The 22,832-nt window shown below is 57.8% G+C and carries 20 protein-coding genes; 11 read left to right on the plus strand and 9 right to left on the minus strand.

The annotated features are described in order from the left end of the window. Positions 1-7: 7 nt before the first annotated feature. The 4 genes from ACR0JA_RS09765 to ACR0JA_RS09780 all read right to left on the minus strand — a co-directional run bounded on the left by ACR0JA_RS09765 (position 8) and on the right by ACR0JA_RS09780 (position 3,874). Positions 8-1,195 (minus strand): cytochrome P450, encoded by a 1,188-nt coding sequence (locus tag ACR0JA_RS09765; RefSeq protein WP_480573407.1) that lies wholly within the window; start codon positions 1,193-1,195, stop codon positions 8-10. An 81-nt stretch (positions 1,196-1,276) separates the two neighbouring features. Next, the gene (locus ACR0JA_RS09770) at positions 1,277-2,254 is read right to left on the minus strand and encodes a TRAP transporter substrate-binding protein (protein WP_480573410.1); all 978 of its coding nucleotides are present in this window, start codon (positions 2,252-2,254) and stop codon (positions 1,277-1,279) included. Between the two features lie 27 nt (positions 2,255-2,281). Continuing rightward, positions 2,282-2,824 carry a 3-hydroxyanthranilate 3,4-dioxygenase gene (locus tag ACR0JA_RS09775; RefSeq protein WP_480573413.1) on the minus strand — a complete coding sequence of 181 codons (543 nt, stop codon included), beginning with the start codon at positions 2,822-2,824 and terminating at the stop codon, positions 2,282-2,284. A 96-nt stretch (positions 2,825-2,920) separates the two neighbouring features. Beyond that, positions 2,921-3,874, minus strand: coding sequence for a dihydrodipicolinate synthase family protein (locus ACR0JA_RS09780; protein WP_480573415.1), 954 nt, complete (start codon positions 3,872-3,874; stop codon positions 2,921-2,923). 149 nt (positions 3,875-4,023) lie between these two features. Between ACR0JA_RS09780 and ACR0JA_RS09785 the strand changes: the two genes are divergently transcribed. The 10 genes from ACR0JA_RS09785 to ACR0JA_RS09830 all read left to right on the plus strand — a co-directional run bounded on the left by ACR0JA_RS09785 (position 4,024) and on the right by ACR0JA_RS09830 (position 14,796). Continuing rightward, positions 4,024-4,797 (plus strand): aspartate dehydrogenase, encoded by a 774-nt coding sequence (locus ACR0JA_RS09785; RefSeq protein WP_480573418.1) that lies wholly within the window; start codon positions 4,024-4,026, stop codon positions 4,795-4,797. Next, positions 4,794-5,750 (plus strand): LysR substrate-binding domain-containing protein, encoded by a 957-nt coding sequence (locus ACR0JA_RS09790; RefSeq protein ID WP_480573421.1) that lies wholly within the window; start codon positions 4,794-4,796, stop codon positions 5,748-5,750. Before ACR0JA_RS09785 ends, ACR0JA_RS09790 begins: the two co-directional genes overlap by 4 nt. 82 nt (positions 5,751-5,832) lie before the next feature. Beyond that, positions 5,833-7,263, plus strand: a complete 1,431-nt coding sequence (locus ACR0JA_RS09795) for an NAD-dependent succinate-semialdehyde dehydrogenase (protein WP_480573424.1) — start codon at positions 5,833-5,835, stop codon at positions 7,261-7,263. Positions 7,264-7,328: 65 nt separating this feature from the next. Beyond that, positions 7,329-7,745, plus strand: coding sequence for an antitoxin Xre-like helix-turn-helix domain-containing protein (locus ACR0JA_RS09800; RefSeq protein WP_480573427.1), 417 nt, complete (start codon positions 7,329-7,331; stop codon positions 7,743-7,745). Further along, a complete protein-coding gene (locus ACR0JA_RS09805) occupies positions 7,742-8,446 on the plus strand; it encodes an RES family NAD+ phosphorylase (protein ID WP_480573430.1) in 705 nt (234 codons plus the stop codon). The genes ACR0JA_RS09800 and ACR0JA_RS09805 overlap by 4 nt, the downstream gene beginning before the upstream one ends. Before the next feature lie 142 nt (positions 8,447-8,588). Continuing rightward, positions 8,589-9,302 carry a sugar phosphate isomerase/epimerase family protein gene (locus tag ACR0JA_RS09810; protein ID WP_480573433.1) on the plus strand — a complete coding sequence of 238 codons (714 nt, stop codon included), beginning with the start codon at positions 8,589-8,591 and terminating at the stop codon, positions 9,300-9,302. Next, positions 9,302-10,348: a LacI family DNA-binding transcriptional regulator gene (locus ACR0JA_RS09815; protein WP_480573436.1), complete on the plus strand. Its 1,047-nt coding sequence runs from the start codon at positions 9,302-9,304 to the stop codon at positions 10,346-10,348. The genes ACR0JA_RS09810 and ACR0JA_RS09815 overlap by 1 nt, the downstream gene beginning before the upstream one ends. A 23-nt stretch (positions 10,349-10,371) precedes the next feature. After that, positions 10,372-11,121, plus strand: coding sequence for a basic amino acid ABC transporter substrate-binding protein (locus ACR0JA_RS09820; protein ID WP_480573439.1), 750 nt, complete (start codon positions 10,372-10,374; stop codon positions 11,119-11,121). Positions 11,122-11,185: 64 nt separating this feature from the next. Beyond that, positions 11,186-12,832: an amino acid ABC transporter permease gene (locus tag ACR0JA_RS09825; protein WP_480573442.1), complete on the plus strand. Its 1,647-nt coding sequence runs from the start codon at positions 11,186-11,188 to the stop codon at positions 12,830-12,832. Continuing rightward, positions 12,829-14,796 (plus strand): beta-galactosidase, encoded by a 1,968-nt coding sequence (locus ACR0JA_RS09830; protein WP_480573445.1) that lies wholly within the window; start codon positions 12,829-12,831, stop codon positions 14,794-14,796. The genes ACR0JA_RS09825 and ACR0JA_RS09830 overlap by 4 nt, the downstream gene beginning before the upstream one ends. Here the strand turns inward: ACR0JA_RS09830 and dld are convergent. The 4 genes from dld to ACR0JA_RS09850 form a co-directional block, all read right to left on the minus strand. Then, positions 14,793-16,502 (minus strand): D-lactate dehydrogenase, encoded by a 1,710-nt coding sequence (gene dld, locus ACR0JA_RS09835; RefSeq protein WP_480573448.1) that lies wholly within the window; start codon positions 16,500-16,502, stop codon positions 14,793-14,795. The two genes, ACR0JA_RS09830 and dld, sit on opposite strands and share 4 nt — an antisense overlap. Further along, positions 16,499-17,653 carry an alpha-hydroxy acid oxidase gene (locus tag ACR0JA_RS09840; protein WP_480573451.1) on the minus strand — a complete coding sequence of 385 codons (1,155 nt, stop codon included), beginning with the start codon at positions 17,651-17,653 and terminating at the stop codon, positions 16,499-16,501. The genes dld and ACR0JA_RS09840 overlap by 4 nt, the downstream gene beginning before the upstream one ends. A 12-nt stretch (positions 17,654-17,665) precedes the next feature. Next, positions 17,666-19,729 carry a TRAP transporter large permease subunit gene (locus ACR0JA_RS09845; RefSeq protein WP_480573454.1) on the minus strand — a complete coding sequence of 688 codons (2,064 nt, stop codon included), beginning with the start codon at positions 19,727-19,729 and terminating at the stop codon, positions 17,666-17,668. Between the two features lie 115 nt (positions 19,730-19,844). Then, positions 19,845-20,894, minus strand: a complete 1,050-nt coding sequence (locus ACR0JA_RS09850) for a TRAP transporter substrate-binding protein (RefSeq protein WP_480573457.1) — start codon at positions 20,892-20,894, stop codon at positions 19,845-19,847. 324 nt (positions 20,895-21,218) lie between these two features. Between ACR0JA_RS09850 and ACR0JA_RS09855 the strand changes: the two genes are divergently transcribed. Beyond that, positions 21,219-22,022, plus strand: coding sequence for a FadR/GntR family transcriptional regulator (locus ACR0JA_RS09855; RefSeq protein WP_480573460.1), 804 nt, complete (start codon positions 21,219-21,221; stop codon positions 22,020-22,022). On the opposite strand, the gene ACR0JA_RS09860 is transcribed toward ACR0JA_RS09855, so the two are convergent. After that, positions 22,019-22,765: a 4'-phosphopantetheinyl transferase family protein gene (locus tag ACR0JA_RS09860; protein ID WP_480573463.1), complete on the minus strand. Its 747-nt coding sequence runs from the start codon at positions 22,763-22,765 to the stop codon at positions 22,019-22,021. The two genes, ACR0JA_RS09855 and ACR0JA_RS09860, sit on opposite strands and share 4 nt — an antisense overlap. Between the last annotated feature and the right edge of the window lie 67 nt (positions 22,766-22,832).

Below are 22,832 nucleotides of genomic sequence, written 5' to 3' on the forward strand. Positions count from 1 at the left end.
TGTGTGATCACGCGGCGAACACCCTCATGGGCAAAGTATCAAAACCCCGGAGGGTGTTGTTTATGGTAACGGTAGGCGTGTCGGTTTCAAAGTAGTCAATCTTGTCCAGCATCGCTTCGAGCAACGCGGTCATTTCCAACCGTGCAAGATGCATACCACCGCAAGTATGCAAGCCGTAACCAAAGGCCAGTTGGTCGCGGTTGTTCCGGGTAATGTCAAAGCGGTCCGGGTCGTCATAATGCCGCTCATCCCGGTTGGCGGACCCATAGAGCACAATCAAGCGTTCATTGGCGTTCAATCGCACATCGCCCAGCATCGTCTCTTCGCGTACCAGCCGGGTGAAAGATCGGATCGGCGCATCCATGCGCAATGCTTCGTTTATCGCATTTGGCACCAGCGCGCGGTCGGCCTTGAGCATGTCCCACTGGTTTCGATCCAACGACAGGTAGCGAAGCAGATGGCCGATACCAAATATCGTCGTATCAAGCGCCGGACCTATGTATTCGCGCATCATGCCGGGGCACTGGCTGCGTTCGACCTTGCCTTCGTCCGCTGCCTGATAAAGCCTGTCGGCCCAGCCATCCGGTTTTAGTTTCGGTGGCACGGCTTCATTGATGCAGTACTGGTGCAATTCTTGAATGTTCGGAATCGCCGCTTTGCCCAGTTCGTTCATCGGGCCCATTGCGTCGAACGTCGCGGCGGCCCATTTCAACATGTTTTCCTTGCCGGTAGCAGGCAGTCCTACAAATTCCCTCACAAGGTTCATTGGCAGAACCTGCGCGACATCTTCCATGCCATCTACATCCTTGCGGGCACAGATGTCATCCACAAGCGCACGGGCGGCATCGGCAACTTGGTCCTGGATTTCGCGCAAGCCGCGTGGCCGCAAGGGAACGCCCGTTACATTGCGAATTTCGTCATGCAGCGGCGGGTCGCTTGTCAAAGAGTTTGCCCGGCCCGGGCCCGAGGTGGCGACGTTTACCTGATCGTCCATCGCGACGCCATGTGCGGTCGTATAGACTTCCCAATTCCCTAGCACCGCCCTGACGTCCTCATACCGCGCTACGGCCCACATATCGTAACGGGTCATCCAGACCGCAGGCGCGATGTCCCGGAGCTCTTTCCAGACGGCATAAGGCGTTTGGATGGCTTCATCCGAAAACAGGTCGAGGTCAGAGCTTGGGCGGTCCGTCATGGCAAAAGTTACCTTCGGAATCATTGCAAAAGCAAGAACGGGCAGTCCATTTCCGGTCTGCCCGCAATGGTTTAGGTCCGATCACTGGGCAGTCTGGGCTGCAACCTCACGAAGGCCTTCGAGCGCGGCAGACTTGTCAGACCATTTTGCATTCCAGGTGTCGGCCACATCCCCAAAGAAGCTGGGGTCGACCTTGATGTACGTCTTGCCAGTACCCTTGATCTGATCAATCCATGCTGGTTCTTTCTCGACATACGATGCGACTACCGTGCCCAGGTGCTTGTTCATCAAATCCGAAATCATGGCGCGATCTTCTTCGGAAAGACCAGCCCAAACCTTGGCGGACACCAATCCCACCATCGGGAACATCATGTGATTGGATTCGATGATGGTGTCGGCGTGCTCGTAGTATTTCAGCACCCAGATCAACTCTCCGTCCATGTCAATCGCGTCGACCTGTCCATTGGCAAGCGCTTCGTACACGGCAGGCAGCGGCATGGGTGTCGGGGCAGCGCCCAGAGCGGAGTAGAAGTCGAGGATCGGTTCAAACGGGGTGATGCGCAGCTTTTTCCCCGCCAGATCGTCAGCCGAGGAGACATCCCCGCGCGCAACGATCTGCCGCAGGCCCGCCATGCCGTAGCCAAGGCCGACAACGCCCACTTTGCCCGGCAGCTGATCCAGCATTTCACGCGCATAATCGGATTGGATAATGCGCGCTGCGTGGCCAATGTCATTGGCGAGGAATGGTGCATAGAAGGCGCCAAAATCAGGCGCACGGTTCGAGACTTCGGCGACGGTCATGAAGGCCATGTCCAAAGCACCGGTCTGCAATTGCTGCAACATCTCGGCTTCGTTGCCCAACTGCCGTGCAGGAAAAACCGACACGCTGTGCGCGCCGTCACTTGCTTCGGAGAGTTCAGCCCCAAAGGCTTCGGCAGCTTTTGTCCAGATATGTGGCGGTGGCGTGATTAGGCCCAGCCGAAATTCTTCGGCCTGAGCGGCAACAGCCGTCACCGTCAGAACGGCGGCGGTCGCGATCATTTTCTTGAAGTGTTCCATGGCTTTCCCTGTTGTTATTTTGTTTGCCTACAGTTGAACCCAACCCTCGGGTGGTTCTTTTCCGGGATGAACAGCGTTGCAGTTCGGACAGGTGCGGGCTTTTTCCGAGGCATAGAATTTCTCGTACACCGGGGGCAGGTCGTCAACGATGGACTTGAGCTGCATTTCGGCCCGGTGCACCCGCGTTCCGCATTCGAAACAATACCATTCGATGGCGTCCAGCTGACCTTCCTGTCGTTTTGGTTCGATCACGAGGCCGACAGAACCCTCTTGTGGGCGCTGCGGCGAGTGACGGACATGCGGCGGCAGCAGAAAGATTTCGCCCTCGCGAATGGGGACGTCGTAGAACTCCTGCCCGTCAAACAGCTTGAGCAGCATGTCGCCTTCCAACTGGTAGAAGAACTCTTCCACCGGATCGTCGTGATAGTCGGTCCGCTTGTTCGGCCCGCCGACAACGGTGACCATCAGATCCGAGTCCTCGAACACCATCTTGTTTCCCACCGGAGGCTTCAGCAGATGACGATGCTCGTCAATCCAGGCTTTGAAGTTGAACGCTCTTAGCTTCGACATGCGCATCTCCCCTCTGAGAAAATTGTTGGCGACATTGCCCATTACGGCAAAGAATTTGTCCGCATGTAGATATCGGAATAAGTTATATCACAAGGCTCAGAGTTTCAGGCCGCATTCATCAAAAGCCTTGCGAATGATCTCTTTTTCCGGCTGGGTCAGTTCCAGCATCGGCGCGCGAACACGGCCGCCGGTCTGGCCCAGCAGTTCTTGCCAGTACTTTCCGAAAGCGGTCGGTTTGCCTGCGGGTTTTGTCCGTTTCATGGCGTCACGCACGGGGTTCAGGCTATCGAACACCCGACGCGCCTCATCCGCCTTTCCGGCAAAAGCCAGACGGGTGTATTCGTTCATCCGTTGATCCTTGGCCGTCTGCAATTGGTAGGGCGGCGACGAGCAGAGGTAGAGTTTCCAGTCCAACTCCAGGATATTGTCCAGCCATTCATGCTCGGCCGAGGTCGAGACATGGATCCTGTCGCCAACCATGTGCGTAAGCTTCACATACATTTCGCGCGGGACCGAATATTTGATCGCTACGATATTTGGCAGATCTGCGATACGTGCGCATTCCTCGGGTTGCATTAGGTAACCGCTGTCCGGGTGGCTCCACATGGCGATGCCGATATCAAGCTCATCGCAAAAGCGTTTGTAATACTGATAGAGCAGTTCGCCCCGGTCCTGACAGAAGCTGAGCATTGGGGCATGCACCACCACATAGTCAGCGCCACAGTTCTGCGCATGACGCCCCAGTTCAAGTGCGGTGTCCATATTCTGATCCGAGATCGACATGATTGTCCCGGCCTTGCCAGCGCATTCCTCGACGGCGATGGTCATGTTGCGCTTGCGTTCCTCAAGCGACATCGCCCAGAACTCGCCCTGTTTACCGGCGATGAACAGGCCCTGAATGCCCAGATCGTCAATCCAGTGTCGTATGTTGGCGCGCAGCCCGGCTTCGTTCAGTGACAGGTCTTCATCGAACGGGTTCAACGCCGCAGCCCAGATGCCCGTCATGTTCTCGCGGGCATAGGCTTTGGCGTCATGCTTTGCATATTCCATCCGACAGGGGCCTTTCATTTGAGTTGCAGCCAGAAAAGCTTAGATCGGGTGATATGGCCAAGGTGAAAGCCTGTAAGTGGATATCAGAAAATCTGATAGCAGGTGCTTTCCAATTCAGTTTCTTGCAGATCTGGCATAGCTTTGAGCTTATGAAACTTGCAATGATCGGGAAAGGCGCCATCGCGCGCTATGTTGCGTCGGGCCTTGCTGCGCGCGGATACGCGCTGGAGGCCGTATTGGTCAGATCGGGCGGGGCCACCCCCAGTGCGTTGGCGGTCAACTCGGTCGAAGACCTGCCAGAGAGCATCGAACTGGTTATCGACTGTGCGGGGCATCAGGCCCTCGCTGATCACGGCCCTGCCATTCTGGCGCGCGGCACTGACATGGTTACGGTCTCTATAGGGGCCCTGGCGAATCCGCATACGTCCCAAGCACTGGAAGATGCCGCCAAGGCGGGCGGGTCAAAGCTGCATCTGGCCAGCGGGGCAATCGGCGCTTTGGACTGCCTGGCAGCCGCGCGGGCGGGACGATTGACTTCGGTCACCTATACCGGGCGCAAACCGCCGCAGGGCTGGAAGGGGTCGCCTGCGGAACAGAAACTGGATCTGGACAATATGAGCGGCGGTGCCGAAACGCACTTCGAAGGTACTGCGCGGGCGGCGGCGCTTGCCTATCCCAAGAACGCCAACGTGTCGGCTGCGGTCGCTTTGGCGGGGCTGGGCTTTGACGATACGCGCGTCCGGCTGATTGCGGATACAACCATCGCGCAGAACGTTCACGAGGTTGCCGCATCGGGTGAGTTCGGTGAGTTTCGCTTTCAGATCTGCGGCAACGCTTTGCCGGACAATCCACGCTCGTCTGCACTGGCAGCCATGAGCATTCTTGCAAAGCTGGACCAGATCGCAGCACGGGTGTCGCTGTGACCGGTCGGCATTCTCGCATCGTCGATCGGGCGCTGACCCGGCTAAAACTGCGGCAGTTGCGGCTTTTGGTGGCGGTCGGGGCGCATGGTAACATCCAGAACGCCGCCCGCGCGCTTGGCATTTCGCAACCTGCGGCCACCAAGATGATCCAGGACCTTGAACTGGATTTCGAGGTCAAGCTGTTCAATCGCACCAATCGCGGCGTCGTGCCCACCGTGTTCGGAGAGACACTGATCCGCCACGGCAAATTGATTTTCACGCAGGTCTCGAACGCGGCGCAAGAGCTGGACGATCTGAACGAGGGCAACGCGGGCCGGGTCGTTGTCGGTACGCTGCTGGCTGCCTCAACCAGCCTGTTGCCCACGGCAATCGAGATTCTGCTGGCCGACCGACCGAATGTGGCGGTCAAAATCACCGAAGGTACCAACGAAGTTTTGATGCCGGGGCTTCTTTCCGGCGAGATCGACATGGTTGTCGGGCGGCTTCCTGCGCACCGGCATCGGGACAAGATCAGGCAGGAAAAGCTGTTTGAAGACCGGATCGTCGCCGTCGTCGGGGCGCAGCATCCGCTGGCGGGATTGCAGGATCTTTCATTTGCTCAGACCAAGCCTTTCGGCTGGATTCTGCCGCCATTGGAAACCACCCTGCGCAGGCAGGCAGACCACTTCTTTGTCGGGCAACAGCAATATGTTCCGCCGGTGACAATTGAAAGCGTATCCTACCTGGCCAACCGCGCCTTGCTGCAAACGCGCGACCTGATCGGCCTCATGCCCGCCGAGGTCGTCTCGCAGGACATCCGGAACGGGCATCTGTCGAAATTGGATTGGGCGGTGCCATTCGGCACGGGACCAGTCGGGATATCGCTGCGCGCCGATGATGATCTTTCGCCCGCTGGTCGTGCGTTCAAGGGCGCGTTGCATCGGGCGGCGCAGGATAGGTATTCGCCAAACTGATATCAGTATTCCGTCAATTCACTTGAAGTGATGGCGGCGGATGCCTGATCTGAAATGGCATTAATTCGGAGGCGTCCAAGTCATGTACCCAGAGCTTAAACTCTTTATCGGGGGTCAATGGCGTAAGACCGGTGCAGACATGCCCGTGGTCAACCCGGCCACCGAGGAAGAAATCGGTCGGTTGCCCAAAGCCACGGCCCGCGATCTGGATGACGCGCTGGGGGCGGCAGATCAAGGGTTTCGTATCTGGAGCCGCACCGCGCCGCGCGAGCGCGCTGATATCATCCTGCGCGCGGCAGCGTTGATGCGCAAAAGACAGGACGAGATCGCGCAGGCGATCACTCTGGAACACGGCAAGCCGCTTGCCCAAGCCCGGCTAGAGGTCATACGCGGGGCCGAGTTCTTTGAATGGGACGCAGGCGAAGCGATGCGGACCTATGGCCGCGTCATTCCGGCGGCGCAGGGGCACAAGTTCACCGTTCATCATCAGCCGGTTGGCATCGTCGCGGCCTTTTCGCCCTGGAATTTTCCGATGAGCCAGCCGGCCCGCAAAATCGCCGGAGCGTTGGCCTCGGGCTGCTCGGTAATCCTCAAGGCGGCAGAGGAAACCCCGGCTGGCGCGTTCCACATCGCCCGCGCATTTGAAGATGCGGGCCTGCCCGCAGGAGTCCTGAACCTTGTATTTGGCGTTCCAGCCGAAATTTCGGGGCATCTGATCCCTCAGTCTCAGGTGCGGCTCGTGGCTTTTACCGGGTCAACCACGGTCGGGCGGCAGCTGACCACGCTTGCGGCGCAGCACGATACGCGGGTGTTGATGGAACTCGGCGGCCATGCTCCGGTCATTGTGTGCGAAGACACCGACTTGCATGCAGCGGCGGTCTCCGGCGCAGTGCGCAAAATGCGCAACGCGGGGCAGGTCTGCACGTCACCAACGCGGTTCTTTGTCCACGAAAGTGTATTCACGGACTATGCGGCCCAGTTTGTTGATCGGGCGCGGGCAACGGTTGTGGGCAATGGTATGGATTCAGGTGTCGAAATGGGGCCGACCGCCAATGCCCGTCGCATACCCGCGTTGACGGCGCTGGTCGACGATGCGGTTGCCAAAGGCGCAACACTGGCGACCGGAGGCGCACAGTCAGGGGACAGGGGGTACTTTTTCCAACCAACCGTGCTTTTGAACGTGCCCGAAACTGCGCGGATCATGCAGGAAGAACCTTTTGGTCCGGTTGCCGTTATCAACCCTGTGCAATCGCTGGATCACGCCATCACCTGTGCAAATTCGGTGCCCTATGGCCTTGCGGGCTATGCCTTCACCAACCGAGCGGATTATGTCGACCGTTTGGTTGACGAAGTAGAAGTCGGCAACCTGTCCATCAACACATTGGAGGCATCCATGCCCGAAACTCCCTTTGGTGGCGTAAAATCAAGCGGTTACGGGCGCGAGGGCGGCACCGAAGGGTTAGACAATTACATGACGGTCAAGAATGTCTGGCACGCAGCGCAAATTCATTGAACATCTATCCAACTTGACAAAAGCATATCATATGATTAAATAAATCACATCATATGGAGGGCCTTATGTTCGAGCCAGCCCAACTCACATCTGAACGCGGAGTCGTGCATTCTGTGGCCGAGGCAGAGAAAATCGCCGCGATTGTCAAAGCCGTTGTTCGGGCCACGGATGCCTGGCAGTTGTCAAACGCCGAAGCGGCCGCTCTGTTTGACGTGCCAAGCGCGACCTGGAGTCGGATGAAAGCAGGCACATACAAGGGCGTTCTGGATCAGGACAAAGTCACCCGTGCGAGCCTGCTGATCGGCCTTTTCAAAGGGCTTCGGCTGCTCTTCAATGGTCCGCTGACCTATGGCTGGCCCAAAGCCGCGAATGCAGGTCCCGGGTTCTACGGCAAAAGCCCGGTTCAAGTCATGTGCGATGGCGGGATTCCGGCCATGATGAAAGTTCGACAGCACATTGACGCCCTGAGGGGCGGCGTGTGATCCGCGCATCGGACCTTGATGAGGTAGACTTTACAGACCCCAAGACAGTTCGTCTGATCTCGGCGGCTTACATCGAGGAACCGGCGATGGCTCCGCTGGCCGATGATGAGGATGACCTGGCGATTCTTGAAGAGATCGAGGGGCTTACATCCGCACGACGTTCGGCCAGCTTTCCGATACCAGGTGGCTTGAACCCCGCAGAACTGTTAACCGAGGCGGCAGGGTATGGCTGGACCTACGTCAACGCCGCGTTTTGCTACACGAGAACAACCGGAAACCGCTTCAACGGGGCAGAGCGTGGGGCCTGGTATGCCTGCCACGGCGCAAATGCCGTGGACGCGGCGCAGGCAGAAGTCGCCTGGCATCTTACGCGCGAACTGGAGGCAACCGGCATCTACGAGAACATCACCGCCTATCGCGAGTTATTGGCTGGCTTCACAACACGTCTTCACGATCTTTGCGACAGAGCGGATGCGGATGTTCTGGATCAAGACCCCACCGTTGCGTACCCAGTCGGGCAGGCGTTAGCGCGCGATGTGTTTGCGGCGGGTGGAAACGGATTGCTGTACCCGTCTGTGCGCCACCCCGGGGGGCAATGCCTGGTCGCATTGCGCCCGCACATGGTCCAGAACGTTCGTCAGGGTGATGGCTGGGTTTTCGAATGGGCGGGAACGCCGAACCCGAGCATTTCACGCGCTTGAAAGTAAAAGCCTCGCAGTTCGCACAAAACTCAGCCTGACCGCGCCCTGCTTGACAAGGACCGCACCCCTGAGTCACCGTAACTGAAACGTTTCAATATGGTGTCTGATGCGAGTCGCAGCGCAGCTCTACACGGCTAGACATATGAGCCATCTGCCTGAAATTCTGCAGATGGTGACGGCCTGCGGGTACAGCGATGTCGAAACCGTCGGCTTCCATGGGCTTGGCCCGGCAGAGCTGGCCGCCGACCTGAAGCAAGCAGGTCTTCGCGTCAGATCTGCCCATTTCGACTGGGACGAATTCGAGACGCGCTTTGATGACATTTTGTCAGCGTTGAATGCCATGGAGTGCCCCGTGGCCGTCATGCCCTGGCTCGAGCCAAGAGACCGGCCAAATGACCTTGCAGGCTGGATTGGTGTTGCTGAACGTCTGCACGAATGGGCACAGGTTCTGGATCAGAATGGCAAACGTCTGGCCTATCACAACCATGATTTTGATCTGGTTGAGGTTCAGGGGCGCATTCCGTTGGATCTGATCCTGGAGCGCGAAGTCCATTGGCAACCCGATATTGGCTGGCTGGTTGCGTCTGTTCCAAACCCGGTCGAAACCTTGCAACGCTGGCAAGGCAAGATCGTTTCGGCACATGTCAAGGACGTAGACCCGGCGGCAGGTCAGGGTGATGACCGTTGGCGGGATCTGGGGCAGGGGGTCGTCGATTGGGCCTCTGTTCTGGAGGTTTTGCAAGCCAGCCCGTGTTCGGATCTGTTTGTGGAACATGACGATCCGCCAGACGCGCGCGCGACGTTGGAAACCGGATTTCGATTCCTGCGCAACCACACCCTCGTCGGAGCATCATGATGGCGCGGCCGACGATCAAATCCATCGCAAAGCGTACCGGCCTATCTGTCGGCACCGTGTCCAACGCGTTGCGGGGTTCAGAGTCGGTCAAAGCCAAGACCCGGCAAAAGGTTCAGGCCGCCGCGGACGAGCTTGGGTACCGGGTGAATTTGGATGGTTTGAAACTGAAGACGCGAAAATCGTTTCAGATCGCGGTGTTGGTTAATATGTCGGCGAACCAGCCGGAAGAGTGGGAAGGCGTTGAATTTACCCGCATTCTTGCCGGTATCTCTGCCGCTTTGGACGGCTCACCCTATCGGCTGAATGTTGTGACCGTCCGGGACATGGCAGATGCCCTGCGTGCACTGCAACAAATGATAATGGACAACGCGGCGGATGGGGTCATCCTGTCCGGAACCTGCTTGTCCGATCCGCGCATTGCTTTCTTGCAGGACAACAATATCCCCTTTGTCACCTATGGTATGAGCGACAGCACGCGCCCGCACGCCTATGTTGATTTTGACAGTCAGACGGCGGCTTTTGATGCCACAAAACGACTGATCGATCTTGGCCACCAGCGCATTGCGTTGGTGAACCCCCCGCAAGAGCTGATTTACGCCAGGCAACGTGTGCAGGGGTCGACCCAAGCATTGCAACAAGCCGGGTTGCCAGCTGACCCGGCCTTGGTTTTCAGCGGGCCAACAACTGCAAAGACCGGGTCCGATGCGTTTGCGAAAATGTGGTCGCTGCCGAACAGACCCAGCGCCTGCATTTGCGCCAACGAGGCGATGACTTTGGGCGTTCTGTCGGCTGCCGCACAAGCCGGTGCGTGCGTGGGGCAGGACTTCGTCGTCATTTCGACCGATGATCTGCAACTCAGCCGGTACTTTGTGCCTCCACCCAGCGCCTATTACGTTCCTATCGAAGAAACCAGCAAGCTTTTGGGCGAATTTATCCTCAAGCGTCTGGAAGGGGCCGATTTGGCCGAGACTCAAAAAAAGATCAGGGCCACCTTTATCGAGCGGCAACCTGACACCATTCCGCCAACCTTGGCGGGCGCCACTTGATCCAACATAAGGGAGAAAACAACATGTTCAGAAAATCTTTGTTCGCCGCGGCTGCGGTTGCGATATCAGCAACGGCTCTTTCTGCTGCCGATCTGGAGGGTCGCGTTCTGAAGATCGGGACCGACGCAACCTATCCACCAATGGAAACCGTCGACGAGGCAACCGGCAATATTGTTGGCTTCGACGTGGATGTCATGAACGCCATCTGTGAAAAGGTGAACTGTGTCACGAATTTTGTGAACACCGCCTGGGACGGGATTTTCGCCGCGTTGCAACAAGGAGAGTTCGATCTGGTGATCTCGGGTGTCTCAATCACGGATGAGCGCGAGGAAACCATGGATTTCTCAGAGCCCTATATTGTGGTCAGCCAGGCCATCCTGCTGCGCGTGAACGATTCCGACATCACACTTGATGACTTCAAGGCTGGCGGCAAAAAGCTGTCGGCGCAGACCGGGACGACGAACGCACAACTGGCCGAAGACCTTGTCGGGCGCGAGAATACTCAGCTTTATGACAACTTCTCGGCGGCGATCCTTGCGTTGCAAAACGCGGATGTGGATGGAGTTATCATTGATGGAACTTCGGCCACCGCATACGAGCAGGAATTCGCGGGCGAACTGACCGTTGGCATTACGGGATTGCAAACCGACCCGCTGGGTATCGTCTTCCAAGAGGGCGACGGAACCGTTGACGCCATCAACGAAGGTCTTGCCGCAATCAAAAAAGACGGCACGATGGAAGCGTTGATCAACAAATATTGGGGCACCGAATAAACCCGACCCTCATCCGGCCCGGCAAGACAACTTGCCGGGCCCTTTTCCAAGAGCAGAGGCCCGGATGTCCTATCTGAAGTCCATTCGCCCCAGCAATCTGGTTCTGTTCGCTGCGGCACCGTTCATCATCTACCTTTTCGCAAGCTCTCCGAAATACTATCGCTCGCTGACGGCAATACTTGGCATCGGCCAGAACGCGACGCCGATATTCCAGGGGTTTCTGATCCTGCTGCTGGTGGCGGCACTTGGGTATCTCAGCGCCCGTTACGCCCGTTTCCAGTCGACGGCCCCAGGCTGGCTGCGGATCAGCGCCTATGCGGCTCTACCGGTTGCGGCTTTGGTGACGATGTTGGCCTTTGTTGCGCCGCAACTTCTGATGCCGTTTGCGCAATCGGTGTTTTTTAACGCATTGAGTGAAAACACCTCGGATTTGATCGACCGCTCGGCACAGAACTGGGTTTTGTTCCCGTGGGTGATCGAACGGGTGCAGGTGGCCCTGCAAATTTCGCTCGTTGTCTACAGCGTTGCACTGGTTCTGGTGCTGTTGCTTTCACGCCGTGAAGTGCGGAACCAAGGTTATTTGCTGATCGGGCTCGAGGTCCTGACAGGTGCGGTTCTGTTCTATCTGATGTTCGTGGCCCACTGGGAATTCGCAACCGGCGTTGCGATCACCTTTCGGGCCGCCATTTTCGCCTACGTTCTGTCCGCCATTCTGGGATTGGTCTGGGTCGGCCTTCAGTCCCTGAACCCCAAGCAGATGACAACGACGATTTACGGGGCCATCAGCCTTACCGCGATTGCGATCGCGGCCTATTTCTTCATGCAGCCCAAGGAAAACTATGCACTTGTGGGCGGTATCGAGGGACGCATTGCCATTGTGCAAGGAACGCCGCAGGATCAGGCCGACATTATCCGATATGGTGAGTTCGATGGCGGCGAGGGGCAGAGGTTCAGAATCCGCAGCGCCCCTGATGTCGCCACGGCGCTGGATCAGATCGAAAGCATCGACAGCGTCTCGGGCGCGTACATTCCGGTTGAGGCGAACACGCAAGGCTACAAGGTTATCTGGCAGAACAGTTTCCTGCCCAACCGGTACCGGACACCTGCACTGACCTTTTCGGTCCTCGGCTTTCTTCTACTGACGCTGACGGTTGCCGGGGCGCAGCACAAGCTGCACCCGCTGGCCGTCGGGGCCGAGTTCTTTGTCGATACAATCCGCGGCATTCCCATGCTGGTGATCATTCTCTATATCGGTCTGCCGCTTGCTGGCGCGGTCAAAGACGCCACGGGTGGCGGCATCGATATGACCAACATGACACGCGGTATCATTGCAATCTCAGTCGGCTATTCCGCTTACATGGCCGAGATTTTCCGATCCGGCATCGAGGCCATTCCAAAAGGGCAGATCGAGGCCGGAGGATCGCTTGGCCTGTCGCGCTGGCAGACGGCACGGTTGATCGTGCTGCCACAAGCCTTGCGCATTGTGACACCGCCTTTGGGCAACGAATTCATCGCGATGATCAAGGATACGTCGCTACTGTCGATCCTGTCGGTGCGCGACATGACCCAGCGGATGCGCGAGTTTCAGGCGGCGAGTTTTCTGCCCTTCGCCCCGTTCAACACCGCCGCGATCCTTTATGTGGTCATTACGTTGTGCTGTGCCAGCTTTCTGAAATGGGTCGAAAGACGAACCGCCAGGGAAAACAGATGAGCAAGCTGGAACTTGGGGTTTGCTACTACCCGGAACAATGGGAACCAGAACTTTGGCGCGACGATGCCGCCCGGATGGTCGAGATGGGTCTCGACTGGGTTCGCATCGCGGAATTTACCTGGGGGATCGTGGAACCTATACCCGGCCGATTTGAATGGGCCTGGCTAGACGATGTGGTTGGCATTCTTGGGCAGGCGGGCCTTAAGGTGATGATGTGCACGCCGACCGCCGCGCCGCCAAAATGGCTTGTTGATGCGCATCCTGAGATACTGCCCGTTGGACCAGATGGGCGGGTGCGCGGCTTTGGCTCGCGGCGGCATTATTGCTTTTCCAGCGAGATTTATCTGGTCGAGGCGCGCAGGATCGCACGCGAATACGCAAGCAGATACGGACAGAGCCCGCATGTCCACGCCTGGCAGATCGACAACGAATACAATGACCATGATACGGTGCTCAGCTATTCCGGTGCGGCGCGCGATGGCTTTCGCAAATGGTTGCAGGCCCGCTATGGCGACATCGAAACGCTGAACCGTATCTGGGGCACCGCGTTCTGGGGCGCGATCTATTCCGACTTTGATCAGATCGAATTGCCAACCGGCCTGGTCGCTGCGCCAAACCCGACGCAGGCCCTTGATTTCGCGCGCTACTCTTCGGACCGGGTGCAGATTTTCAATCGGGCTCAGGTGGAAATTCTACGCGAATTCTCGCCGGGGCGGGACGTGACCCATAACTTTATGGCCGGCAGTTTCGAGTTTGACCATCACGCGGTGGCGCGCGATCTGGATGTGGTGGGTTTCGACAGCTATCCACTGGGAAACCTTCTGGGCTCGTCTCAGTCCGAGGCGGCGAAGCGACGCTATTTGCGTACGGGTGAGCCGGACTATCAGGGTTTTCACTGCGATCTCTACCGGTCGCAGGGCCGGGGCCGCATGTGGGTGCTGGAACAACAACCGGGGCCTGTGGATTGGGCCGACAAGAATCCGGCCCCCGCAGATGGGATGGTGCGGTTGTGGACCTGGGCCGCATATGCCCATGGGGCGCAGGCGGTCATGTTCTTTCGCTGGCGTCAGTCGGACAAAGCACAGGAACAGGACCACACCGGTCTGTTCCGATCCGATGGCAGCCCAGATCAGGCTGCTATCGAATTGGCCGAGATCGCCCGCGAGAGACAGGCCCTGCTTCCGGCAACCCGTCAGCGGGCCGAGGTGGCGATGCTGCTCGACTACCCCTCGATCTGGGCGGGGCAGATATTGCCGAACGACAAGGACTATCGAAACGACTGGATCATCCGCGAGTGGTATGCCGGGCTAAGGTCCTTGGGGATCGATATAGATTTCATCGGTCCGGAGTCTGATCTTGACGGCTATCGGCTGATTGTCCTGCCGCAGGCGATGATCGTGACGCGTGAATTGGAACAAAGGCTTGAGGCAGCCGATGCTAAACTGCTGATCGGTGCCCGCGCGGGTAGCCGAACGGCAGACATGCACAGCCCGTCCAACCTCGCTCCGGGTGCCCTTGCAGGAATGTCCGGCGTGCAGGTTACGCGCGTTGAATCGCTGCCGGATTATGCCCCGCAATCCATCCGGTTCAGCGATGGCACCGCGTTCGAGGTCATCGGCTGGCGCGAAGATATCGAGACAACCGAAGCGGTGCTTGCCACATTCGAAGAGAAGCATCACCGGGTTAGTCCTGCGATCACCCGATCTGAAAAGGCGACATACCTTGCGATGTCACCAACCGGAGAGGCCCTGAGCAAGATCCTGCGTGATGCGCTCGGTTGGGCGGGGCTTGACCATCTCGACTGCCCGCATGACATGCGCCTGACCCGGCGAGGAAATTTGAGGTTCGCGTTCAATTTCGCGGATCGCCCCGTGCCAATTCCGTGCTCTGGACCAAAGCGTTTCCTGGTCGGTAACGAATTGGTCGCGCCTCATGGCGTGTCCATCTGGCACGATGCTAACTAGTTGTTGCTCACGCTCTTTGCGTCCTGCGCAGCATAGTTGCGCAGCCGGGACATTTTCCCGATCCCCGGATTGAAACTGTTGGTTGGATCGCAGCACTGGTAATGCGCCGCCAGATCGGGTTTCGCCTTGTAGAGATGCCCGACATTGTGCTCGGCCGGGTATTCCGCGCCGCGTTCGTCAAAAAGCCGCAGCATCGCGGCTTTCAATGCTTTTGGGTCCGCGCCTTTTCGCACGACGAAATCCTGATGCATGACGTGGCACATGAAGTGGCCGTAATAGAGCTTGTGGACCAGTTGGTCATCAATCTCGGGCGGTAGCGTTTCAAGCCAGGTTCGGTCGTTGCGGCGCAGGGCGACGTCCAGCGCGATGATATCCTCGACCTCGTTAGCGTGGATCGCCATATACCGCACGGCGGCCCCGGCTGCAGCGAAACGATGCAGCCCCGCAATTTTTGCCTCGCGCGGGGTGCACTCGAAAAATCCCGCGTCGCGCCCGTTCAGAAATCCGGGCAACCAATCGCGGACTTCTTCTATGCCCGTATCCTTCATTTTCAGGATCAGGTTGTGTTCATAGGCGTCACGGAACTCGATCATCCGTTTGGGTAGGATTTGCGGCAGAACGCGCACCGCCATCTGCATGAAACGGTCAGTAAAGTTGCGTAAGAAGGGGATACGACGCAGCCGCGCGTCCACCGCGCCTTTCAGCGCAAAGAACATCGGAAGACGGTCGGTGCCCAGCTTGTCGATCATCCAGACAGTGTCTTTGCCATATAGCCGGGTAATGTCGAAAACCTCACGCTGCATATATTCGGCAGAAACCGGCAAGGACGAGAATTGGGATAGGATATGTCGGCGCAGATCGGTCAGGTCATCCGGGTTGTTGGTGCCGATGTAAAAGACCTGCTCGGCCTTGTTTTTCGCGAACGTGTCCAGTCGCACGGCGAAGACGGCCATTTTACCCGCAGATCCCGCGGATTCGTACAGCTTCGCCTTGTCAGCGTTGAACCGTGCGGGTGTTTTTGCGTCCACATCGCGCACGATCTGCGCATAGTCGCTGGCCGACGCCCGCTTGTTGGTGGGGTCTGGGTTCCGGTCGAAAGTCCCCGAGTCGAGATTGGCCAGGATCTGTTCGGGCGTTTCGCCCAGATCAATACCCAGGTGATTGACCAACTCAAGCCCGCCATCTTCGCCGATGCGAGCATAGACCGAAAGTTCGGTGTAAACCGGGCCGCGTTCCACCAGAGACCCACCAGAATTGTTGCAGACCCCGCCAATGATCGAAGCGCCGATGCATGACGAGCCAATGACCGAATGGGGCTCGCGCCCAATGGGTTCCAGCAGCTTTTCAAGCGCGAACAGCGTCGCCCCGGGAAAGCTGATGATCTGTTCGCCGCCATTCAGTGAAATCAGGGTATCCATCCGGCGCGTGTTGATCAGCACAACGTCGCGATCATAGGTGCCCGAAGGGGTCGAGCCTTCGGTCAGGCCGGTATTGGCCGCCTGCATGATGACGATCTTGTCCGCCACGACGCAGGCTTGCAGCACCTTCCATTGTTCAAGCAATGTGCCGGGTTGAACAACGCACAGTGCCTCTCCTTCACCAGATCGGAACCCTCGGCGAAAGCGTTCGGTTGCACGTGCGCCCGTTCGTACGTGGCGTGATCCGACTATTGCGCGGAAGGTGGATATGAGCGCGTCATTTGTCATGCCGCATCGCGAAAGCGCACGTTCTCGGGTTTCAATTGGTCCACCCGAGTGACGCCCATCAACTTCATGTCCCGCTCGATCTCGGCCCTCATCAGCCCAAGCGCACGTTCGACGCCTGCCTGACCGGCTGCGGCCAGCGGATACAGATAGTGCCGGCCGACACCCACCGCCTTTGCGCCCAGCGACAGCGCCTTGAGGACATGCGTACCGCGTTGAATGCCGCTGTCCATCATTACGTCCACACGGTCACCGACCGCTTCGACGATCTCGGCCAGTTGGTCAAACGGCGTGCGCGACCCATCAAGCTGGCGACCACCATGGTTGGACAGCACGATGCCGGAGCATCCGATTTCGGCAGCGCGACGAGCATCTTCTACGGTCATGATGCCCTTGAGACAGAACTGCCCGTCCCAATCGCGAACCATCTGCGCCACGTCATCCCAGTTCATGGAAGGATCCAGCATTTCGGTAAAATATCCGCCGATCGAACTTGCGCCGCCACCCATGTCGACATGGTCTTCCAACTGCGGCAGGCGAAACTTTTCGTGGGTGATATAGTTGATGCCCCACATCGGTTTGATCGCAAACTGGATCATCCCGCCCAGTGTCAGCCGGAAGGGGATCGAGAACCCGGTTCGCAAATCGCGCTCGCGATTGCCGCCGGTGATGCTGTCGACAGTCAGCATCATCACCTCGACCCCGGCCTCTTTGGCGCGCTGCATCATGGCAGTGTTCAGGCCGCGATCCTTGTGAAAGTAGAACTGATAGACCTGCGGGTTCTTGTGCTTGGCCCGTAAATCCTCGATCGACACGGTTCCAAGGGACGAAACCCCGAACATGGTACCGTATTTTTCCGCCGCCGCCGCGACGGCGCGTTCACCCTGATGGTGAAACAGTCGTTGCAGCGCGGTTGGCGAGCAATAGACCGGCATCTCCAGCTTTTGCCCCATGACGGTGACCGACATGTCCACATCCGATACCCCGCGCAAGACCGAGGGCAACAGATCGCAGCGGTCGAACGCATGGGTATTTTCCCGGTACGTCACTTCGTCATCTGCACCACCATCGATGTAGTTGAAGATCGGTCCCGGCAGGCGACGTTTTGCCAACAGGCGAAAGTCGTGGAAGTTATGGCATTGGTTCAGACGCATGGCGAGACCTCCTTAATAGGCAACCGAGGGCAGCCAGGTGGCGAGGGTGGGCCAAAGGAAGACCAACGCGAGACCCGTCAGTTGCAGTAGCACGAAGGGGATAATGCCCTTGTAGATGTGCATCAGCTTGATCTCGGGCGGGCAGACGCCTTTCAGATAGAACAGGGCGAAGCCCACCGGCGGTGTCAGGAAGCTGGTTTGCAGCGTCACCGCGACCAGAATCACGAACCAGACCAGAGCGGGCTCATCCAGTACGCCAAAGCCGGGGATGTCGATGCCCAGCCCGTTCACGATGGGGCGCATCAGGGGAAGCACGATCAGCGTGATCTCGATCCAGTCCAACACGAAACCCAGCAGGAAGACGATGAACAGGATGAACAGGACTGTCCCGTTGGCTCCGAGCCCGGTGGACTGCACAACATGTTCGATCAGTTCATCGCCGCCAAGCTCGCGCAGGACATAGGAAAACACGGTTGCACCCAGGAAGATCGCGAAGATATAGGCGGTCGTGTTGAAGGTGGAAACCAGAACGTTCCACAATTTCGCGAAGGTCAGCTTGCGATACCCCAGGGCCAGAAGCGTTGCCCCCAATGCACCGATGCCCGAGGCTTCGGTAGGTGTTGTCAGACCCGCAAAGATCGAACCCAGCACCGCAAGGATCAGCATCAACGTCGGGATTACAGCGATCAGCACGCCCTTGACGGCGGCCCAGTCGGGGGCTTTCGCACCCTCAGGGACAGGGGCAGCATCGCGTTTCACCAGCGCAAGGATGAAGATGTAGGTCAGGTACAGGCCGCCAATGATCACGCCGGGAAACACCGCGGCCATGAACAGGTCACCGACAGACAGTGCCATCTGGTCGGCCATGATCACGAGCATGATCGAGGGTGGGATCAGGATGCCCAGTGTGCCCGAGGCCGAAACGACTCCAGCGGCCAGCGTCGGCTGATACTTCTGTTGCATCATCGAGGGCAGCGACAGCACGCCCAGCAATACGACCGAGGCTCCGATAATCCCGGTAGAGGCGGCGAGGATGATGCCGATCAGGGTCACGGTGATCGCCAGACCTCCGCGTACTGTGCCGAACAAGCGCTGCATTGAGCTCATCAGACGTTCGGCAACACCGGATTCGTCCAGCATCAGGCCCATGAAGATGAACATCGGTAGGGCAACCAGAACCGCGTTCGACATGGTGGCGTAGACCCGGTTCACAACGGCGCCCAACGTCAGATAATCAAGCCCGGTAAAGGTGCTTTCCAACCCGGTCCACAACATCAGGTCGTTGTCGAACAGATAGGCTAGCCCGCAATAAGCGACGCCGATACCAGCCAGTACCCATGCCACCGGATAGCCGGTGAAAAGCAGCGCGATGAAGGTCAGGAACATCGCAATGACCAGTTTTTCTTCGGTGGTTTCGACCAGGAAGGTCAGACCAACACAAACCGCCGCAAAGACCGCCAAGACCAGCAGTATGCGGCGTAGAGGGGCGCCTTCACGCTCGGAGGCTGGGCCAAACATCAGCGCGTGACCATCGTGGATCAGGCGCGCCAATGCGGCCAACCCAAGCAATACAAAGCTGATCGGGATGACGGCTTTGAAGGCCCAACGCGCAGGCAGGCCGGTGGGGCTGTCCGAACGTTCGTTGACGCGGAAACTTTCGTAGAAATAATCATAACCCTGATCGACCATCAGATAGATGAACGGGGCCAACAGGGTAAGGATGCCGATTACCTCGATGACCCGCTGTGCGCGGCGTGAAAGTTGCATGTGCAGAACATCGACGCGCACATGGCTGTCGGTGATCAGCGCATAGGAAATGCCGATCATCGTGACGATGCCGTAGAAATGCCACTGGATCTCATCCAGCTTGGGATAGTTCTGGCTGAACAGGTAGCGCAACGAAACCTGCGAGAAGATCGCCGCCATCAGCAGGACATTTGCCCACATCACCACGTGACCGATTGCTTTGACGCCCGTGTCGATTGCTACGGCGATTTGCTGACGGTCGGTTTCGGGATGTTCCAGGATGCCCTCATAGGCTTCGACCGGATCGTTGAGTTTCTTTTGGGTAGCCATGTTCAGTCCTCGCTCAGCAGCCCGGAGCGCGGGCAATCAAGGTGTTGAATCTGGGTAATCAGAGAGATGTGCCAGGGGCGACACGTTAGGCCGCCCCGGCAACGTCAGCTTTCAGTTACTGACGTGGGAGGAACGCGTTGGTCTTCCACAGGTCATAACCTTCGCGGAACTCGGTCATGTCGGACAGAACTTTGGCGAAGAAAGCGTCATTTGCGGCTTCTTCGGCAGCAACTTCTTCCCAGGTTGTGCGGAAGGTATCCAGCATCTCGGGTGTCCACTGTTTGATGGTCACGCCGTTGTTTTCGACATTGTCGATCAGGGCAGCGTGCTGAATGGCCTCGCCTTCAGCAAAGCTGTCAGCCATCGACGCCTTGCAGGCACTTTCGATGATCGCCTTGTGCTGCTCGCTGGTTTCTGCCCAGACATCCTTGTTGATCATCAGTTCAAACACGGTCGCCTGCTGGTGCCAGCCGGGGAAGTAGTTGAACTTGACCAGTTTATGAAAGCCAAGGCGCGAGTCGATGGCGGGCATCGAGAACTCGGTCGCGTCGATGGCGCCTTTTTCGAGCGCGGGGAAGATTTCGCCACCCGGCAGCAGCGACGTCGCAACGCCCAGCTTTTGCATCACCTTGCCGCCCAAGCCGAAGAAACGCATCTTCAGGCCGTCAAGGTCTTCGGGCGAATTGATTTCCGAGGCAAACCATCCAGATGTCTCTGGTGCGATAATCGCGCAGGGCAGGACTTTCACGTTGTACCCGGCCTGATCGTACATTTCCTGATACAAGCTCAGGCCGTTTCCATAATAGAGCCACGCCATGTATTCGCCGGCCTCGGGTCCAAACGGAACGGCCGAAAACAGCGGCGCTGCGGGGATCTTGCCCGCCCAGTATCCGGCAGTGGTGTAGCCCGAGTTGATCTTTCCCGTGGATACAGCATCCAGAATTTCGAAGGGCGGAACCAATTTGCCTGGTTCGTAGACCTTCATTTTCAATGTACCGCCCGACATCAGCTCAAGCTGTTCGGCAACGCGCGGGATGGGTGAGCCCAGGCCTGGCAATTCGGTCGAAAACGCGATTGGGGTTTTCAGCAGCAACTTGTCTGCGGCGACCGCAGGTGCGGCCAGAAGGCTCGCTGCTACGGCAACACTGGTCAGAGTCTTTTTCATCAATTCTCCTCCGGGGTTTGTCGGGCTTTGGCCCAAACATCGGCGCGGGCTAATCCAACGCCATTCTGGTGGCAAACTAAATTTACCACCGCGGATCAGTCAACAACTTTATTTACCACTGGTCCGGTGTCGCGTTTGATCTATAGCTGCGGTAGCTACGATCTTTGCGCGTACTTCTGCAATACTGATTTTGGTAAAATAGAATAAAACCAATGTTGTAAGTGATATTTGGCGATCTGAGACCACATCTTGAGTTTTTCACAGAAATGGTTATTATTATTTACCAGTATTGCGAAAATCCGATATCAGGCAGGGCGGCACTTCATGAGCACCACGGCGATTTTTGAACCTGTTGGACACGAATCGCTGTCCGAGGCGGTGGTCGCGCAGATCGAGGATCTGATCGCGTCGGGCATTCTGAAACAGGGTCGCAAGCTGCCCTCGGAACGCGATCTTGCCGAAATGCTGCGCGTGTCGCGCCCCAAACTGCGAGAGGCGCTTTCCGTTCTGGAAGAACGCGGGTTGGTTACGACGCAACATGGCGAAGGCACTTTTGTGGCGGCGCTGACCGGTCAGGCCATGATGCCTGCGCTTCTGGCGCTTTATGAACGACACGAGCCCGCGTTTTTCGATTATCTGGAATATCGGCGCGAGCAGGAGGGCTTTGCCGCGCGGCTTGCCGCACGCCGGGCGACAACCGCCGACAAGGAACGCATCGCGGAAATCCTGTCGGAAAATGAACGCGCATGGGAAGAGAATGACGTCGCCGCCTCTCAAGAGGCGGATTTTGCGCTGCATTCGGCAATTGTTGACGCCAGCCAGAACGCCACGCTGATCCATATCATGGCATCAATCTATGACCTGACGCGAAGGGGTGTTTTCTACAATCGGGACTTTCTGAAAACCATTGACGGAACCGGAGAGGCGCTGTTGCAGCAACATCTGGAACTTGGGCGCGCTGTAGTCGAAGGCGATGAAGAGCGTGCCGAGAAGGCAGCAACGGATCATATCGACTTTGTCGAAAAATCTTTCAGGCTTGGGCTTGAGCGTCGGCGACGTGAATCGATGGCGCAAAAGCGCCGGATCTTGTCAGACCAATACGGCACCAAGTTGCATAAACCGCGCTAGCGGACAGGGTCCGGCAAAACCAGCCATGTAAGGACGGTGCCTCCGGCAAGCTCAAAGGCGATGTCGAAACAATCACCTGCGGGAAATGCGGCACTCAGAGTCTTCACCAGACGCAACCGCAGCACATTGTTTTTCGGCGTGGCCGCAAGCTCTGCATGGTCAAAGCCAAAGAACTTGCGAACGTTTGGAAACAGCGCCTTATAGAGCGTTTCTTTGGCTGAAAACACCAGCGTGGCCAGCGTTTCCTGTGGCATGCTCTCTTGTTTACGAACCAATGCAGCCTCTTGCGGCAGCAAAGCGACATGAAAAATCGACTCCAGTGCTGATCCGCTGGCAACGTCTTCGGTGTCGATGCCGATCAGCAGCGACGGGTTGTCGGACAGAGCCACGGCGCAATGGCCCTTGGAATGGGTGATTGATCCTACAACGCCCTGGGGCCAGACGGGCTCGCGGTTTGGCCCGGTCAGAACCGGTTCGGGCTGTCGCCCAAGAACTGACAGCGCTGTCTGCGCCAGCACCCGCCCCGCCAGATATTCGGCGCGTCTTTTTGTGACTGCTGAATCAAGCCGTTCGGGCCGGTGGATGCCGAGTTCGGCGAACAGCGCGTCATCGTATCGTTGCATGTCATATTTGCCGACCAAAGCGGCGGTTGCGGGCGCGCCGATCTGCAGCGTACGCGTATCGCGCAGGAACCCACGGGATTGCGACTGGGAAAAGCGGAGTATCTGGTCAACGGGCTTCATTCTGCGTTCGGAATCCCGCGTCCTGCGCTTGCCGTCAATCCCGTTTTTGCAGACTTCGGGCAAAACC

This window comes from Ruegeria sp. AM4, from assembly GCF_056540665.1.

Coding starts and splice junctions, on each gene's coding strand:
- ACR0JA_RS09820 (WP_480573439.1), top strand. CDS start 10,372: ATGTTCAGAAAATCTTTGTTCGCCGCGGCTGCGGTTGCGATATCAGCA.
- ACR0JA_RS09770 (WP_480573410.1), bottom strand. CDS start 2,254: ATGGAACACTTCAAGAAAATGATCGCGACCGCCGCCGTTCTGACGGTG.
- ACR0JA_RS09855 (WP_480573460.1), top strand. CDS start 21,219: ATGAGCACCACGGCGATTTTTGAACCTGTTGGACACGAATCGCTGTCC.
- ACR0JA_RS09795 (WP_480573424.1), top strand. CDS start 5,833: ATGTACCCAGAGCTTAAACTCTTTATCGGGGGTCAATGGCGTAAGACC.
- ACR0JA_RS09860 (WP_480573463.1), bottom strand. CDS start 22,765: ATGAAGCCCGTTGACCAGATACTCCGCTTTTCCCAGTCGCAATCCCGT.
- ACR0JA_RS09765 (WP_480573407.1), bottom strand. CDS start 1,195: ATGACGGACCGCCCAAGCTCTGACCTCGACCTGTTTTCGGATGAAGCC.
- ACR0JA_RS09780 (WP_480573415.1), bottom strand. CDS start 3,874: ATGGAATATGCAAAGCATGACGCCAAAGCCTATGCCCGCGAGAACATG.
- ACR0JA_RS09840 (WP_480573451.1), bottom strand. CDS start 17,653: ATGCGTCTGAACCAATGCCATAACTTCCACGACTTTCGCCTGTTGGCA.
- dld (WP_480573448.1), bottom strand. CDS start 16,502: ATGACAAATGACGCGCTCATATCCACCTTCCGCGCAATAGTCGGATCA.
- ACR0JA_RS09825 (WP_480573442.1), top strand. CDS start 11,186: ATGTCCTATCTGAAGTCCATTCGCCCCAGCAATCTGGTTCTGTTCGCT.
- ACR0JA_RS09785 (WP_480573418.1), top strand. CDS start 4,024: ATGAAACTTGCAATGATCGGGAAAGGCGCCATCGCGCGCTATGTTGCG.
- ACR0JA_RS09830 (WP_480573445.1), top strand. CDS start 12,829: ATGAGCAAGCTGGAACTTGGGGTTTGCTACTACCCGGAACAATGGGAA.
- ACR0JA_RS09800 (WP_480573427.1), top strand. CDS start 7,329: ATGTTCGAGCCAGCCCAACTCACATCTGAACGCGGAGTCGTGCATTCT.
- ACR0JA_RS09815 (WP_480573436.1), top strand. CDS start 9,302: ATGGCGCGGCCGACGATCAAATCCATCGCAAAGCGTACCGGCCTATCT.
- ACR0JA_RS09775 (WP_480573413.1), bottom strand. CDS start 2,824: ATGTCGAAGCTAAGAGCGTTCAACTTCAAAGCCTGGATTGACGAGCAT.
- ACR0JA_RS09845 (WP_480573454.1), bottom strand. CDS start 19,729: ATGGCTACCCAAAAGAAACTCAACGATCCGGTCGAAGCCTATGAGGGC.
- ACR0JA_RS09810 (WP_480573433.1), top strand. CDS start 8,589: ATGAGCCATCTGCCTGAAATTCTGCAGATGGTGACGGCCTGCGGGTAC.
- ACR0JA_RS09850 (WP_480573457.1), bottom strand. CDS start 20,894: ATGAAAAAGACTCTGACCAGTGTTGCCGTAGCAGCGAGCCTTCTGGCC.